The organism is Streptomyces sp. NPDC041784 (assembly GCF_055591025.1).
Genome location: NZ_JBVJAB010000067.1, coordinates 1 through 16669, shown reverse-complemented (window position 1 = coordinate 16669; position 16669 = coordinate 1). Strand labels below are relative to the sequence as shown.

The following is a 16669-nucleotide window of genomic DNA, read 5'->3' as shown; positions in this document are numbered from 1 at the left end:
GGCGAGGTCTCCGCGGTGGTGCTCCAGCAGTCCCTGCGCGACGCCGAGACCGCTTACCGCAACTTCTTCGCTTCCCTCAAGGGCGCCCGCAAGGGTCCGAAGCTGGGTGCGCCCCGGTTCAAGTCCCGCAGGGATGCCCGGCAGTCGATCCGGTTCACGGCCAACGCCCGCTGGAACATCACCGACACCGGCCAGCTGAACCTGCCGAAGATCGGGGCGGTGAAGGTGAAGTGGTCCCGCACCCTGCCCGCCACCCCCACCTCCGTCACCGTCATCAAGGACAGTGCGGGCAGATTTTTCGCCTCGTTCGTCATCGACACCGACCCCGCCGCCGACGCGAACCGGATGCCCGAGTCGGACCAGAGTGTCGGTATCGACCTCGGCCTGACGCATTTCGCGGTGCTGTCCACCGGCGAGAAGATCGACTCCCCTCGGTTCCTGCGCCGGGCGGAGAAGAAGCTGAAGAAGGCCCAGAAGAGCCTGTCCCGCAAACAGAAGGGGTCGAAGAACCGCGAGAAGGCCCGTCTGAAGGTTGCCCGCGCCCACGCCGAGGTCACCGACGCCCGCAAAGAGTTCCACCACCAGCTTTCCACCCGGCTGATCTCCGAGAACCAAGGAATCGCCGTGGAGAGTCTGTCGGTGTCGGGACTGGCGCGTACCAGGCTGGCCAAGTCCGTCCACGACGCGGGCTGGACGGCATTCGTGAACATGCTGGAATACAAAGCCCAGCGCTATGGACGCACTCTGGTGAAGATCGGCCGGTTCGAGCCGACCTCCCAGACCTGCTCCACCTGCGGCACCGTGGACGGTCCCAAACCCCTGAACGTCCGCGAATGGACCTGCACCACCTGCGGCACCCTCCACGACCGGGACCACAACGCCGCACTCAACGTCCAACAGGCCGCCGGACTGGCGGTAACAGCCTGCGGAGCGCCGGTAAGACCAGAACCCGTTCTGGCACAGCGCGAAGAAACAGGAAGCCACGGATTCCCCACCGGAAACCGTGCCGCGTAGCGGCACGGCAACCGGTAGAGAAGGCCAGAATCCTCGCCTTTCAAGGCGAGGAGCATGTCAATGCGGGGGCACCTTCCCCGGCCGCACGGGTGACCTCGTGAAAGTCCTCCACCGGGCCGTTACGCCCCCGGGGCTCGTTGCCGTGCATGCCGCCCTCCTCGTCCGCCCCGCACAACCGCCGCCCGGTTTCGGTGCGTCTCACTCCTGCGGGGCGTGCCTGCGGACGGGGAGGCGGTGCCGTGTCCGGCGAGGGGGACGCCGCGGCGTCCGGAGTGCCACCGCCCCGGGCCGACCGGACGACGGGACCGGTGGCCCGCCTTCGTGGGCTCGCCGGCGGTCAGCCGTCTGTCCCGGCGGCGAGACTCCTGACCCGTACGGCGTCGTCCGCCAGAGCGATGTGGACGCCGGGCCCGCCGCGCCAGCGGACATGCAACGCGTCCGGCGCCACCAGCCGCACGGAAACCGTCTCCGCAAGCGGTTCCGACACCGGTTCCGGTTCCGCCGTAAGCCGGGCGAGCGCGACGAAGACGCCGGTGCCGTCGACGGTGTGTCCCGTGAGGGAGTCGTCCAGGCCGAGCACGGGAAGGAGTTCCGCCCGCGCGCCCTCCCCGGCCGCCCACCCCGTCACCCTTACGGGGGTCCCGGAGTCCGCCCCCGTCACACGATGGATCCGCACCTCCGCCGCTCCGCGCACGAGCACGACGCTGGTCACCCGTGCTCCCCCGCCCGCCGTGTGCCTCGATGCCACCCAGCCGTCGCCCACCCCCAGCGGTTCGATACCCGTACGGCTCGGGTCGCCCCCGACGATCACGCTGTTGTCGTACGACGGTGAGGGCGCCGTCAGGGTCGAGTACGCGAGCCGGGTGTAGTACGGGTCGTAGCGGACGTCCTCGCTGCCGTGGTTGTGGAGGCGCACGAGACCGTCCGAACGCGTGGACTGAAGCAGCCAGTTGGGAGCGGCGATCGGCGTCACCGCGTCCTCCCGCTCCACCGGGCCCGGTTCCTCGGCGGCCGTCCACACCTCGTGGTCCGGTGGGAGGAGCAGGCCGAGGAATCCCTTGCTCGCCCAGTAGGGGGAGGCGGGGCCCGAGTAGCCCTGGAGGACGGAGGTGTCGGGGCCGTGCCAGCCGAGGGTGAGCAGGCCGTGTTCGTCGACGGCGCCCCGTTCGAGGAAGTACTTCAGCGCCCCCGAGGCCAGCCGGCGGGTCTCGCCGGGGGCCAGTGGGGTGCTGCCGGTGAGGGCGCCCAGCCACAGGGGGGCGGTGGTGGCGAAGCGGTAGGTGAGGGAGCGGCCCTGGCGCAGGGGGGCGCCGTCACCGCCGAACAGGCGTGCGTAGTCGGCGAGATGGGCCTGCAGACGGTCCCCGTAGAGCGCCAGCAGGTCGTGATCGTCGGCCAGCCAGGCGTGCAGGACCGGGTACAGGTGCATGGCCCAGCCGTTGTAGTAGTCGAAGGCACGGCCCGGGCCGTCGGTGTACCAGCCGTCGCCGACGTACCACTGCTCGATGCGCTCCAGCCCGCGGTCGATCGCTGCGCGGGAGGCCTCCGGTGCATGACCGACCGACTCCAGGAAACCGCCTACCGTGACCGGAAACAGCTCCCAGTTGCAGGGCCAGGGTTGCGCGGTCAGCGCGTCGCCGAGCCAGTCCGCGGCGCGCTGGCGTACGGCGTCGTCGAGGCGGTCCCACAGGAGCGGGCGGGTCAGCCGCAGCGCGAGGGCGATCGACGCGGCCTCCACGAGGGGCTGGCCGCGGTCCTCGATGCGGGGCCAGACTCCGCGGACCCCGGCCGCCAGACCGTCGGCGTACCGTTCCAGCGCTGTCTCGTCGCGGCGGAAGGCGGCGAGGAGAAGCGTGCGGGCGTAGCCCTCCAGCCCGTCGGAGAGGCGTCCCGACCAGCTCTCGCGGTCCCCGGGAAGGTGGTAGAGAGCGTTGTCCTTCGTGGCGTACGGCTCCACGGCGGCCAGCAGGGCGTCGGCGGCCGCCTCCCAGTGGGCTCGGGTGTAACCGGTGCGGGGGCTGAGGCCGTGGTCGGGCGGGGGCAGGTGCATCGGCGGTTCTTTCCTTCGCGGCAGGGTCGGAAGCGGCGAGCCCCGAATCCCGTAGGGGGTCAGGACCTGGGGGCGTCCCGGTTCCGGTCGGGGCGCCCCCAGGGGTTGTGGACTGCTGGCGATTGGCTGCGCACAGGCGTGCTCTGGCGCACATGAGTGAGCGTCCCGGCTGCGGCATGTGCGGCGCATGCGGTGGCAGGCCGGGCGGCGGTTCCTCCAGGCCGACGGCGAGTCCGGGAAGCGGTACGGCAACGAGACCGTCCGTGTCACCCCCGACGGCGAGGTCTCCCTCAAGCTCCCGGCCCCGCCGGCGCACCTGGCCGACGCCCCGCACGACCGGTACGTCCTCGCCGCCCGGGTGAGCTTCGCGCACCGGGGCGAGCAGTGGGCCGACCGCGTGGCCGCGAACCGGGCCGTTGCCTACCGCATCCCCGAAGACACGGCACGCGGACGCTGGTACCTGACCGCGTCGTGGACGATCCCCCCGGTCCAGACCGTCCCCCTGGCCGCAGCTCGCGCGAACGGCATGGTCGGCGTCGACACCAACGCCGACCACCTCGCCGCCTGGCGCCTCGACCGACACGGCAACCCCGCCGGCGAACCCCACCGATACTTCTTCGACCTGACCGGCACCGCCCGGCATCGCGACGCCCAGGTCCGCCACGCCCTGATCCGCCTGCTGCACTGGGCCAGACGCCACGGCCTCGCGATCGCGATCGAGAACCTCGACTTCACGGCCGAGAAGACCCGCGAGAAGCACGGACGCCGCAAGCGGTTCCGCAACCTGATCTCCGGCATGCCGGTGTCCAGGCTGCGGGCCCGGCTCGTGTCCATGGCGGCCGAACTCGGCATCACCGTCGTCGCCGTCGACCCGGCCTGCACCAGCAAGTGGGGCGCCCAGCACTGGCAAAAGCCCCTCACCACCAAGACCAGGAAGACCACTCGCCACGACGCAGCCGCCGTGGCGATCGGCAGGCGCGCCCTGGGGCACCCGATCCGGCGACGGACGGCACCGCCCCCGCACGACCAGAGCGATCGTGCGGGGCATCGGACCGTCCAGGCCGAACCGGAGGCCCCAGGGCGTGAGGGAAACCGCCCCCGCATCCCCGGACCACGGACACGATCCGTGCACGCCGGACGCGGAGCGAACGCGGTCGACCAGAACGCCCAACACCGTTCGGGGCGTCCGGCTGAGGATGAGTTCTGGCAACAGGACTCACTCCCGCTCAGTCTCTAGGAACAGTTCATCCCACCCGCACGGCGCCCTTCGGCACCAGGTGCTGGGCGACCAGTTCGTCGCGGACCAGGCCCGCGTAGACCGTGGCACCGTGCACGGAGGTGTGCGTGTTGTCGCGTTTCTCGTTGTACAGGTACAGCGCCTTGGATCCCTCCACGCCCAGGGACTCCACGAGTTCCTTGGTCCTGGCGGTGAGGTCGATCAGCGGGACGTCCCGCGTGGCGGCGACCGAGCGGATCACCGCCGGGTGGTCGACACCGAGTCCGTTGACCAGCAGGGCCGTTCCGTTGTTGAGCGTGCCGTCGGCGTTGAACCAGCGGCGCACGATCGGGGTGACGAGCACCGGTTTCCCACCCTTTTCCCGGACGCCCGCCACCAGTGTCTCCAGGTTCGCCCGGTACGTCACCTCGTCGGTCGTCTTGTCGTTGTGCGCGAGCTGGATCAGGACCAGGTCGCCGGGCCGGATCAGCGGCTGGACGGTCGCCCAGAGCCGCGCGTTCTCCAGGTAGGTGACCGTACTCTCCCCGGAGTCCGCGTAGTTGGCGACCGAGACGCCCTTGCGCAGGTACTGCGGCAGCTCTTGGCCCCAGCCCGCGTAGGGGTCACCGGGCTGGTCGCAGACCGTGGAGTCACCGACGAGGAAGATCTGACGGGCGTGCCCGGCAGGGGTGACCCTGATGCCGGCGAGCGCGGGTGCCGATCCGCCGAGCACCAGGTCCAGGCCCGCGGTCACCTCGGCGCCCGTCGGTTCGCCCTCGGGGGTGCGGACGTCGACGGTGAAGCTGCGCGCGACGCGTTCGCCGGCCGGGACGGCGGTCTCGGGGAGCAGGGCCCGCCGGGTCTCGCCGCTGATTCCGGTGCTCGACGCGGTGTCACCGCCGAGGAGGACCCTGACGTCGTAGGTGCCGGGCGGGACGTCGAAGTGGCAGGCGGTTGCGGAGCAGTTGCCGAGGCCGAGGGGGGCGCGGCCGCCGTGGGCCTGAGCGGTGGCGGGTACGGCCGCGAGGACGGCGGTCAGGGTCAGCGCCGCCGAAACGGCGATGTTGAAACGTCTCACTTCCGGCTCCTCCGTCACGTCGGCAGTGCTGCGGGCTGGACCGTACCGCCTCCGGCAAGCGCTTTCTAGACCTTGCACCGACTTCACAAGATTGCCAACCTCCAGCACGCGAAAGCCCTTTCGCGAAATCGATTCAACTGTCACTCTCTCCCACACCCGCACACCCCGCACCTCCGAAGGAGGCACCCCCATGTACGGATCCGACAGCCGCCAGGTCCGACGCCGTACCTTCGTGCTCGGCACCGCGGCCGCCGCCGGCTCGGCCGCCCTCTCCGGCCCGCTCGCCACCACCGCGTCCGCCGCGGCCTTCGGCTACACCGACGACGGCTCGAACTACGTCGTCGACACCGGCGCCAACCTGGTCTTCAAGGTCAGCAAGACCAACGGCGACCTGACCTCGCTGGTCTACCGGGGCGTCCAGTACCAGGGCTACGACGGCAAGAACTCGCACATCGAGTCCGGCCTCGGCAGCTCCACGGTGACGATCCGCCAGTCGGGTTCGACGATCCTGATCTCCGTCACCTACGGCACGCTCAAGCACTACTACGCGGCCCGGAGCGGCGAGAACAACATCTACCTGTGGACCAACAAGGCAGACACCTCGGTCTCGGCGACCCGCTACCTCGTGCGCGTCAGGGCGGGCCTGTTCCCCAACGACGAGCCCGACTCGTACACCTACGCGCCCACGACCATCGAGGCCTCGGACGTCTTCGCGAAGTCCGACGGCCAGACCCGCTCCAAGCACTACTCGAAGCTGCGCGTGATCGACTACAACTACATCGGCTGGACGACGGGCAGCGTCGGCCTGTGGATCGTGCGCAGCAACCACGAGAAGGCCTCCGGCGGCCCCTTCTACCGCTCCCTGCTGCGTCACCAGAGCGCGGACGGCGGCGGCCTGTACGAGATCCTCTACTACGGCCAGAATCAGACCGAGGAGCAGCGCTTCGGCCTCCAGGGCCCGTACGTCATCGCCTTCACGGACGGCGGCGCGCCCTCCTCGTCGCTGTTCCCGGGCACCCTGACCACGTCGTGGGCGGACTCCCTCGGCATCTCCGGGTACGTCGCCGCCGGCGGCCGGGGCCGGGTGGCGGGCGTCGGCATCACGGGACGGAACACGGCGTACCCGTACACGGTCGGCCTCGCCAACTCGGCCGCGCAGTACTGGGGTTCGGCGCGCTCCTCGGACGGCTACTTCTCCCTCACCGGCATCCTGCCGGGGACGTACACCCTGACCGTCTACAAGAGCGAACTGGCCGTCCACAGCAGCTCGGTGACGGTGTCCGCCGGGTCGACGACCACCCTCAACTCGATCGCGATCCCCTCCTCCAACGACCCCGCCAACGCGAGCGCGATCTGGCGGATCAACGACTGGACGGGCACGCCGAGCGGCTTCAAGAACGCCGACCTGATGACGTACGCGCACCCGTCCGACGTCCGGGCCGCCGCCTGGACCGGCAACGTGGTCATCGGCAGCGGCACGGAGACGTCCGCCTTCCCCTGCTACCTCTGGAAGGACGTCAACAGCGGTCTGCTCGTGTACTTCAGGCTCACCGCCGCCCAGGCCGCCGCCGCGCACACGCTGCGCATCGGCGTGACGACGGCCTACGCCAACGGACGCCCCCAGGTCGTCGTGAACGACACCTGGACGTCGGCGATCCCCTCGCCGCCCACCCAGCCGAACACCCGGTCGCTGACCAACGGGTCGTACCGGGGGAACAACCACACGTTCACCTACAGCGTTCCGGCCAGCGCGTGGCTCACGGACACCAGCCAGTACAACGTGCTGAAGATCAACGTGGTGAGCGGTTCGGGGACGACGTCCTTCCTCAGCGCGGGAACGTCGATCGACGCGATCGACCTGCTCGCCTGACCTCACGTCAGGTGCCACGCGTCCACTGCTGGTTGGTTCCGCCGTTGCAGGTGTACGTGATGATCGCGGCGGAGTTGGCGGTGGACGCGCCGTTCACGTCCAGGCATTCGCCGGTCGCGCGGGACTTCACGTTCACATAGCTTCCGGTGGTGGTGAGGGACCACTGCTGGGCGGTGGCCGTCGCGTCGCAGTTCTCCTGGGTGACCGTTGCGGCGTTCTCCTGCACGCACAGAGAGCTGTTGCGGACGACCAGCTGGTAGTAACCGTTTCCTACGGACTTGAACCAGTACTTCTGGTTGTTGCCGCCGTTGCAGTCGTACTGCTTGATCTGCGCGCCCTGCCACAGCGACTGGCTGGTCACGTCGGCACACTTGGAGGAGTGGCGGGCGATCAGCGTGTTGTAGGTGGCACTGGTACCGGTGACCGTCCCGGCGGCCGTGTCCACCGTGACCTCCGGGGTCCAGGACATGGACAGGGAGGTCGAGGACGGGAAGGTCAGCGGCAGCCAGACGTAGCGCGAGTCGTTGACGGTCCCGCCGAAGGAGTTGCCCCAGCGGTCGCCCATGTAGAGGTACGACGTGCCCGACGTCCCCTGCACGGGAAGGACGTACGCGGTCTGGGAACCGTAGGCCGTGGAGTCGCCGACGCTCGTCATCGACGTCCAGGGGCCGGCCGGGCTGGTCGCGGTGGCGTACTGCTGCTGGTTGGGGTTCCAGCCGGTCGCGCCCGAGGTCAGCATGAAGTAGACGCCGTTGCGCTTGAAGAGGGCGGGCGCCTCGCGGTGGCCGCCCGGCCAGGGGTTGGCGACCAGGCTGTCGATGGCCGTGTAGTCGGCGGTGAGCCGGTAGATGTGCAGGTCGTAGTTCTCGTTCGCGGCGGAGACCATGTAACCGGTTCCGTCGGTGTCGACGAACGCCGTGATGTCGCGGGACATGTGCTGGCCGAGCGGACGGAAGCTGCCCTGGTAGGTGTAGGTGCCGTCGACCGTGTCGGAGACGGCGACGGCCGCGCGGGCCTCGCTGTAGTCGGTTCCGTTCTCCTTGTGCATCCACATCACGAACTTGCCGGTGGACGCGTTGTAGATGACCTTGGGCCGCTCGATGTAGGCCGTGTTCAGCTCGGAGGCGCTGGACTGGGTCAGAACGCGGTTTCGGAACTCCCAGGTCTTGAGGTCGGTGGAACGGTAGGCGTCCACGGAGCGGAAGGTGTTGTCCGCGTTGCGGTCCTCACCGAACCAGTAGTAGTAGCTGCCGACCTTGATGACACCGCCGCCGTGCGCGTGCACGACGTTTCCCGAGGCGTCGGCGAACTGGACGCCGCTCGGGACCGTCTGGGCCGCGGCCCGGGCGGGTCCGGCGGTGGCGAGGGCGCCGAACAGCGCCAGACAGAGGGCGAGCAGGGTGGCGTACGCGCGTCTCATCTCACACACACTCCTTCACGGTGTCGGCGACGGGCGCGCCGAAGTCGGGGGTGCCGTCCGGATTCCGGCCGAGGGCCTGAAGAGCAGGGTTCGAGATTGCGAACGGCATGTGGAATGACGAACGCCGAAAAGGTAAGGGTGTGTTACGAACAGGTCAACGGGTCGGACGGGACTTGATAGAAAGCCTTTTCCGGAAGATTGCTGCCCACCCTGGAGGTTTCCGGCGGCGCGGCGATTTTCTGTTATCGGTCGCGGCCCCGGAGCGTCTCCCATACGTGCACAGCCCTCTCCACACCACAGCAGCGACCGTCGGCGCCCTCGCGGCCGTCGCGGCCCTCCTGGCCACCGCTCCCCCGGCCGTGGCCGCCGGTGCCCGGGACGTCACCGCCGACGTGCTCGCGAACCGGGACGTGACCCTCACCGGCGACACGGTCGTCACCGTGCCGTCCGGTACGACCACGTACACCGGTGTCTTCCGAGGCCAGGGGAGCCTCACCGTGCGCGGCAGCGGGACCCTGACCCTCACCCGTGACAGCGATTTCACGCTGCCGAGGGCACGGCAGCGGCAGGTGGTGCGCACCCAGGGCGGCAACCACCCGTACACGACGGTCAGCCGGCCCGACCCACCCGCGATCACGGTCGAGCGCGGGGCCACCCTCCAGTACGGCACGGGCGGAGCAACCGGTCTCATCGGGCATTTCCCGTACGACACACCCGGCTACGAGCTGAACCAGCTGAACGTCCGCGTCGACGGCACACTGCGGCTGTCGCTGACCCGCACCTTCAACCTCGGCACGATCAGCGGTTCGGGGCTCGTCACACAGCCCCGCAGCATGTGGGGAACGCTGGACCTGGCCGGGACCCACCCCTTCTCCGGGGTGATCGACAACGGCACCGGGATGGCCGTGGGCCGGCCCGAGTACCCGGTGGCACTGCCCCACGCGCGCGCCATCCTCAACCAGGGCTCCTGGATCATCGACACCCCGCTCGACCAGACGATCACCCTGCGCCAGAACTTCTATCAGCGGGAGTACGGCAGCGACGTCAACGTCCACACCCGGCCCGGCAGCAAGGTCGTGCTCACGGGCCAGTACAGCTACAGCGACCGGGGCGGCGACATCGACCCCTCGCTCAGCGACCCCGGCATCAACTGGCGCCCGATCGCGCATCGGTCGAACAAGCGTGGCACCAACATCGAGGGCGCCGACGTCCAGTGGGGCGACGGCACCACCCACGCCATCTTCATGCCGGGGACGAAGGACACCGTCTACATCAACCTGCACGAGCGCAGCGGACGCCGGTCGCGGCTCACCTTCGACTACAACGGTCCGGTGACCCTGGGCGCTCCGATCGGCGGCGGCACGTACCACGACACGCTGGCCGCGCCCGGCGGCGGGGACGTCGTCATCGCCGGCACCGAGGGGAACGACGTCACCTTCGCGGCCGGGCAGTACTACGACGGTTCGACGACCGTGGAGAAGGGGGCGGTGCTGCGGCTGGGGTCGGGGGCCGCGGGCGGCGACGGCTCACTGCTCACCGGGACGGCGCGGCGGCGGATCGTGAACGACGGGACGCTGGTCGTGCGGAACACGAAGACACCGGTTTCCCTGTCCCGGATCGGCGGAGGGGGCTCGTTCGTCCAGTCCGGCACGGCCACGACGACCCTCACCGGCTCCGCGGTGACGTACACCGGAACGACGACGGTCCACAAGGGCACCCTGGCGCTGCGCGACGGGGCGACCCTCAGCAACAGCCGGGCGGTCCGGCTCACCGCGGCGACCGCCCGGCTGGACACAGGCGGCTCGGCGCTCCGGGTGACGAGCACGCTCGACGGCAAGGGCACGGTGCGGGGAGCGGTGACGAACGAAGGCGTGGTCACCGGAGGCCTGACGGTCTCCGGTGACTACACCCAGGACGACAAGGGTCAACTCGTGCTGCGTGACGCCCCGTTGAAGGTGGGCGGAAAGGTGCGGCTGCGAGGCGGGCTGGATCTGTCGGCCTTCGGGGCGGGGGCGGAGCGCAAGCAGCCGGAGAAGACCATCACCGTTCTCGACCACACGGGCGACACGTCGGTCTCCGGCACCTTCGACGGGGTGCGCGAAGGCGCCGAGGTACGAGTCGCCGACACCGTTTACCGGATCAGTTACCGGGGCGGCGACGGCAACGACGTGGTGCTCACCGCCGACGCGGCGCGTTCCTCGGCGTCCCCTCGGGCCTCGGACCGGTCCGGGGCGGTCGCGGCCGACACGCGGAGCGCGAGCGGCAGCGCGAGCAGCGGGATGGGGTGGTGGCCGTACGTGCTCGCCGCAGGCCTGCTCGCGGGGCTCGGCATGCCGATGAGCCTGCGCCGCCGGGCCGCGCCTCGACGGAGAGGAGGACGCCACGCAGCGTAGGACAGGGTGCGGGGCCGCGCCTACGTGCCCCTGGGAGCCTCCGGCAATCCCAGCCCTACGGCCCGTCCCACATCACGGGCACCGCGTTCACCAATTGGACACCCTCGGCCGTCCGTCCCCGGCTTCGACTAGCGTCATGACATGACCAGCGACACCCCAGCTCCTGCTCCCCTCGCGGAATCCTCCCTCGCGGCGGCGCTCGCCACCGGAACCGTCGTCCTCGACGGCGGCATGTCCAACCAGCTCGAGTCCGCCGGGCACGACCTGAGCGACGAGCTGTGGTCGGCTCGGCTGCTCGCCGAGCGGCCCGAGGCGATCACCGAGGCGCACCTCGCCTACTTCGAGGCGGGCGCGAACGTGGCGATCACCTCCAGCTACCAGGCCACCTTCGAGGGTTTCGCACAGCGCGGCATCGACCACGAGGAGGCCTCGCGGCTGCTCGCGCTGAGCGTGGAGCTGGCCCGGGACGCGGCCCGGCAGGCCCGGGCCGAGGGAGTCGCGCATCCACTGTGGGTCGCCGCGTCGGTGGGGCCGTACGGGGCGATGCTGGCGGACGGCTCGGAGTACCGGGGACGGTACGGACTGAGCGTCGAGGAGCTGGAGCGTTTCCACCGGCCTCGCCTGGAGGTGCTGGCCGCCGCCGCGCCCGACGTGATGGCTCTGGAAACGGTTCCCGACACCGACGAGGCCGAGGCCCTGCTGCGTGCCGTGCGCGGACTCGGGGTGCCGGTCTGGCTGTCGTACTCGGTCGCCGGTGACCGGACGCGGGCCGGTCAGCCTCTCGAGGAGGCGTTCGCCCTGGCCGCCGACGCGGACGAGGTGATCGCGGTCGGCGTGAACTGCTGCGCACCCGAGGACGTGGACGCCGCCGTCGCGACCGCGGCACGGGTCACGGGCAAGCCGGTCGTCGTCTACCCCAACAGCGGCGAGGCCTGGGACGCGGAGGCCCGGGCCTGGCGAGGCCGGTCCACCTTCTCCCCCAGCGAGGTTCTGGGGTGGCGGGAGTCGGGTGCCCGGCTGATCGGGGGCTGCTGCCGGGTGGGTCCGGAGGCGGTCGCCTCGATCGCACGGACGCTCGGGGCGGCGTAGCCGACTCCGGGAAACCTCGACGCAAACGCTCTCCGCACAGCGACTTCACCCGCGACTCCGGGTGTCGACTGCGTTCCTTACGAGGAACTCGGCCGCCTGGCCGTCCGGGCCGTTCTGGGGCGCGCCCCCGGCACGCGGGGGACGGTGCCGCGCGGCTCACTGCCGCACTCCTCCGGCTCCCCCGGCCCGCCGCAGCCGGCGCACGGCCGACCTGAGTTCCGCACCGCGCACCGCCCGGCCTCCGGGCACGGGGTCCGACGGCAGCGCGGCGGCGGGCCCTGACCGTTCGGTGTCGGCGGCAGCCGACCACAGGGCCATCTGGGGGTCGCGCGGGCCATACGCCGTATACGGATCCCGTACGGCAGGCCGGGCGCCGGCGTCGGCGTGCTCGTCCCGCGCACCGTCGTCGGCCGTGCGCGGTGCGCCGTCGGTGGTCTCCGTGGCGCCGAAGATCCGCACCGGGTGCGTCGCGTCCCAGGCCTGCCAGCCCGGGTCACCCGTCCGCGCGAACCGCACCCACGCCCCGTGCATCGCGTCGGCCAGTTCCTGCGGGGCGCCCTCGCCGGCGAGCTTCGCGGACTCGGTCGTGTGACCGGTGTCGAAAACGAAGCCGAGTTCCAGCGCGTGGCAGGCGCCGAGGCCGGGGCGGAGCGAGGGCCAGGCGAACTCGTACACGTACGACGTTCCGGGGCGGGCGTCGGCCAGTCGGTGCAGGGGCCGGCGCAGCAGATGGTCGGTGACCATCTGGCCGACGATCTCGGCGGTGCCGGCCTCGGGGTGCAGGACGCGGTAGCCGCGCGGCACCTCGTGGCCGCAGTGGCAGCGCGCCATGGCCCCGGCGAGGGCGACGGGGCCGAGCCGGTCGACGCGTTCCACGAGGCCGCCGGGGACGAGCCAGAGCCGGTATTCGTCCCGGGTCCAGCCGAGCAGGAGGTCGGTGTCGGGGGCGGCGTCGCCGTCGATCAGGGCTTCGAGCGGATCGCGCGGGACGAGGTCGCCGTCGACGACGATGCCGAAGGCGGGCCCGCCCAGCACCGGGCTGCTGAGCCTGCCGACGTCGGCCTGGGTGCGCAGCAGCAGATCGCGGTCGACGGCGGCGAAGGCCTCGGCGGTGGCGGGGATCTTCAGCCGGGTGGCCATGCGCCGCACCATGCGCCGCACCTTGTCCCGTTCGAAGGCCTCCGGCGGCCCGCTCTGGAGGACGGCCCGCCGGAACAGGCCCTGTGCCTGCGGGGCGGCGATGAGCGCGCCGATGCTGATCGCCCCGGCGGACTGCCCCGCCAGGGTGACCCTGTCGGGGTCGCCACCGAAGGCCCTGATGGACCGGTGGACCCACTCCAGCGCGGCAAGCTGGTCGCGCAGGCCGGGATTGGCGGGGGCGTCCGGGAAGAGTCCGTACCCCTCGACCCCCAGCCGGTAGTTGATCGATACGAAAACGATTCCGTCGCGTGCGAAATGGCGTCCGTCGTACACCGGCACAGCCGAGGAACCTCTGGTCAGGGCACCGCCGTGCAGCCACACCACCACGGGCAGCCGGGCGTCGGAACCGAGCTCGGGTGTCCAGACATTGAGGTTGAGACAGTCGTCCCCCGGCACGACCGGATCGGACAGGTACTGGGTGAAAGCCTCGGAGTACGGCGGTTTCGGCGGCGTCGGCCCGAAGGCCCCCGCGTCCCGGACCCCGTCCCAGGGCTCGGGCGGGGCGGGTGGCCGGAACCGGCGGGGCCCGAACGGAGGCGCCCCGTAGGGGACGCCCCGGAACACCGCGATGCCGTGCTCGTACCGCCCCCGTACCGCCCCGTAGGGGGTCCTGACCACAGGATCCGCCCGGGTCTCGGTCACGGGGTCCGTCTGGTCTGCCGTCATCTGCTCACCAGCCCTTCGCCGTGCTCGCGCACCGGTAAGACCAGAGCACCACAACGTCGCCCGGTATTCCGGCACACGAGCCTGTGACAGGGCTATTCGGCGTACATCAGGGTTCCGAAACCGAGCTGGTCGTAGCCCCTGCCGGTGGACCCGTGGTCCCCGTGTTTCTCCGCCGCCTCGTAGCGGTACGTCGACCCCTCCGACCGATTGACCACCCTTCCACGCCACACCTACGGTAGAAGGCGCTTTCAGAAAACGTTTCCCACGCCCTCAGGAGCGTCATGCCCCATGCCCGGCCACCCAGCACCCGGCTGCCCAGGGCTGTGTTCGCCATGGATCCGGTGCACCTGCCACTGCTGTTCCCTCCGCCGCTGATGGCCCGGCTCCGGCGCACCGCCGACATCGACCCCGCGCTCGTCGTCCAGGACTTCACCGACCCCGCCGCGGCACCCGCACTGGCCGACACCACGGTCCTGATCACCGGTTGGGGCTGCCCCCACCTCGACGCGAACGCCATGGCCGCCGCGCCCCGGCTGCGCACCGTCCTGCACGCCGCGGGCTCGGTCCGCTCACTGATCGGCGAGGCTCTCTGGAATCACGGAGTGACCGTCTCCACCGCGGCCACCGCCAACGCCGTCCCCGTCGCCGAGTACACCCTCGCCATGATCCTCCTCGCCGGCAAGGACACGCTCACCCACCGCGACCGCTACCGCCGTACCCACACCCCGCCCACGCCCGAGCAGACCGCCGCCACCGGCAACCACGGCCGCAGCGTCGGCGTCATCGGCGCCTCCCGCGTCGGCCGCCGGCTCCTGCGTCTCCTGCGCCCCCACGACTTCGAGGTCCTGCTCCACGACCCCTACCTCGACCCCGCCGACGCCACCGAACTCGGCGCCCGGCTCCTCCCCCTGGAGGACCTGCTGCGCCACAGCGACATCGTCTCGCTGCACGCACCCGACATCCCCGAGACCCACCACATGCTGAACCGCGCCCGCCTCGCGCTCATCCGCGACGGCGGCGTACTGATCAACACCTCTCGCGGCGCCCTCGTCGACCACACCGCGCTCACCGACGAACTCGTCTCCGGCCGGCTCCACGCCGTCCTGGACGTCACCGAACCCGAGCCCCTCCCCGCCGACTCCCCCCTCTACCGCCTCCCCAACGTCTTCCTCACCCCCCACATCGCCGGCTCCCTCGGCAACGAACTCCACCGCATGGGCGGCATCGTCGCCGACGAACTCGAACGCGTCACGCAGGGTCTCCCTCTCGCCCACGAGGTACGGCACGCGGACCTCGCCCGCATCGCCTGATGCCGGCCACCGGCGCGGGCCCCGGGCCCAGAGCGTCGATCCACGCCCGGGACCTGACCCACGCGCTCAAGATCCGGCGACTCCCGGTGTCTTCACGTCACGCTGAGGCCCACCTAGGATAGCAAGCGCTTTCTGTTTCCGTCTGTTCCGGAAGCGGCTTCGAAAGGGCGCCGGTCGAGCTATCGCTGGCCCTCGGGCGGGCCGGAGAGGTGGTTCCCGATGGTGCGCACAGCGGGTGCGAGCATGACGGCCGGACCGACGCTGGCGGTCGTGGCCCGCGAGGCGGGGGTGTCCGTGCCGACCGCGTCCAAGGTGGTCAACGGCCGTGAGGACGTCGCCCCCGAGACCCGACGCCGGGTCACGGAGGCCCTGGACCGGCTCGGTTACGTCCGCAGGCCCCGCTTCGACGCGACGAAGCCGCCCCGGCTGGTCGACCTCGTGGTGCACTCGCTGGAGAGCTCCTGGTCGGGCGCCGTACTGCACGGTGTGGAGGAGGCGGCCCACGACGCGGGCCTGGACGTGGTGGTCTCGGCCGCCCTGTCCCGCACCCGGGTCGGCGGTCCACAGCGCGGCTGGCTGGACAAACTGACGGTGCGCGGATCGGCCGGAGTGCTGTTCGACCTGGCCGAGTTGACGGACTCTCAGTTCGCGTTCCTGGAGCAGCACCGCATCCCGTTCGTGATGATCGACCCGGTGGTCGAGCCACCGCCCGGAGTCGTGTCGGTCGGCGCGGCGAACTGGCAGGGCGGGGTGACCGCGACCGAGCACCTGCTGGCGCTGGGCCACGAACGCGTCGCGGTGATCGCCGGACCGCGCCGCAAGCTGTGCAGTAGCGCCCGGGTGGCCGGTTACCGTTCGGCTCTGGCCTCGGCCGGCCTCCCGCACCGTACCGAGTACGTCCGCAACGGTGGCTTCGACGAGTCGACCGCTCACCGCAGGATGCGTGAACTCCTCGACCTGCCCGAGCCGCCGACGGCCGTCTTCGTCTGCTCCGACCGCATGGCCCTCGGTGTGTACCAGGCCGTACTGGAACGGGGATTAAGCGTTCCGTACGACGTCAGCGTGGTCGGCTTCGACGACCTGCCGGAGTCCCGCTGGACCACCCCCGCCCTCACCACCGTCCGTCAGCCGCTGGCCGAGATGGCGGCGACGGCGCTGCGGCTGCTGGTGCGGATGATGGACGGGGAGCACCCGGAAGGAACCCGGACGGAGTTGTCGACACGGCTCGTGGAACGGGCGAGCACGGCACCGCCCCCGTGACCGACCGTTTGTCAACGACCCGGGACTAAAGTCCCGGGCTTGCACAGCGGGCGCCACTGGCTGTGGTGCTGCGCCTGCGTCCGGTCCCACCCTCGGGTTCGGG

At 70.9% G+C, this 16669-nt stretch carries 10 protein-coding genes and 1 pseudogene; 7 read left to right on the top strand and 4 right to left on the bottom strand.

What is annotated here, in order from left to right:
* Window positions 1–1014 (top strand): RNA-guided endonuclease InsQ/TnpB family protein (locus tag ACZ6D7_RS46950; protein WP_469504999.1); only part of this gene is annotated, 1014 nt, incomplete at its 5' end.
* 337 nt (window positions 1015–1351) lie between these two features.
* On the opposite strand, the gene ACZ6D7_RS46945 is transcribed toward ACZ6D7_RS46950, so the two are convergent.
* Window positions 1352–3064, bottom strand: coding sequence for a DUF2264 domain-containing protein (locus tag ACZ6D7_RS46945; protein ID WP_469504997.1), 1713 nt, complete (start codon window positions 3062–3064; stop codon window positions 1352–1354).
* 184 nt (window positions 3065–3248) lie between these two features.
* On the opposite strand from ACZ6D7_RS46945, the pseudogene ACZ6D7_RS46940 reads away from it, so the two are divergent.
* Window positions 3249–4301, top strand: a pseudogene (locus tag ACZ6D7_RS46940) (hypothetical protein); the annotation flags it as partial.
* Window positions 4302–4308: 7 nt separating this feature from the next.
* Here the strand turns inward: ACZ6D7_RS46940 and ACZ6D7_RS46935 are convergent.
* Window positions 4309–5358, bottom strand: a complete 1050-nt coding sequence (locus tag ACZ6D7_RS46935; RefSeq protein WP_469504995.1) for a rhamnogalacturonan acetylesterase — start codon at window positions 5356–5358, stop codon at window positions 4309–4311.
* 190 nt (window positions 5359–5548) lie between these two features.
* On the opposite strand from ACZ6D7_RS46935, the gene ACZ6D7_RS46930 reads away from it, so the two are divergent.
* Window positions 5549–7228: a rhamnogalacturonan lyase B N-terminal domain-containing protein gene (locus ACZ6D7_RS46930; RefSeq protein WP_469504994.1), complete on the top strand. Its 1680-nt coding sequence runs from the start codon at window positions 5549–5551 to the stop codon at window positions 7226–7228.
* Between the two features lie 7 nt (window positions 7229–7235).
* Here ACZ6D7_RS46930 and ACZ6D7_RS46925 read toward each other — a convergent pair whose 3' ends face one another.
* Window positions 7236–8648: an RICIN domain-containing protein gene (locus ACZ6D7_RS46925; RefSeq protein WP_469504992.1), complete on the bottom strand. Its 1413-nt coding sequence runs from the start codon at window positions 8646–8648 to the stop codon at window positions 7236–7238.
* A 275-nt stretch (window positions 8649–8923) separates the two neighbouring features.
* Here ACZ6D7_RS46925 and ACZ6D7_RS46920 point away from each other — a divergent pair, with 275 nt between their 5' ends.
* Together ACZ6D7_RS46920 and mmuM are read left to right on the top strand one after the other, a co-directional pair.
* The gene (locus ACZ6D7_RS46920; RefSeq protein ID WP_469504990.1) at window positions 8924–11041 is read left to right on the top strand and encodes an autotransporter; all 2118 of its coding nucleotides are present in this window, start codon (window positions 8924–8926) and stop codon (window positions 11039–11041) included.
* A gap of 141 nt (window positions 11042–11182) precedes the next feature.
* A complete protein-coding gene (gene mmuM / locus ACZ6D7_RS46915) occupies window positions 11183–12130 on the top strand; it encodes a homocysteine S-methyltransferase (RefSeq protein WP_469504988.1) in 948 nt (315 codons plus the stop codon).
* Window positions 12131–12286: 156 nt separating this feature from the next.
* Here mmuM and ACZ6D7_RS46910 read toward each other — a convergent pair whose 3' ends face one another.
* The gene (locus ACZ6D7_RS46910; protein ID WP_469504987.1) at window positions 12287–13996 is read right to left on the bottom strand and encodes a carboxylesterase/lipase family protein; all 1710 of its coding nucleotides are present in this window, start codon (window positions 13994–13996) and stop codon (window positions 12287–12289) included.
* Window positions 13997–14277: 281 nt separating this feature from the next.
* On the opposite strand from ACZ6D7_RS46910, the gene ACZ6D7_RS46905 reads away from it, so the two are divergent.
* Complete coding sequence (locus tag ACZ6D7_RS46905; protein WP_469504985.1) at window positions 14278–15306, top strand: hydroxyacid dehydrogenase; 1029 nt, start codon at window positions 14278–14280, stop codon at window positions 15304–15306.
* A 219-nt stretch (window positions 15307–15525) separates the two neighbouring features.
* On the top strand, window positions 15526–16566 hold the full coding sequence (locus tag ACZ6D7_RS46900; RefSeq protein WP_469504983.1) for a LacI family DNA-binding transcriptional regulator: 1041 nt from the start codon (window positions 15526–15528) through the stop codon (window positions 16564–16566).
* Window positions 16567–16669 lie beyond the last annotated feature (103 nt).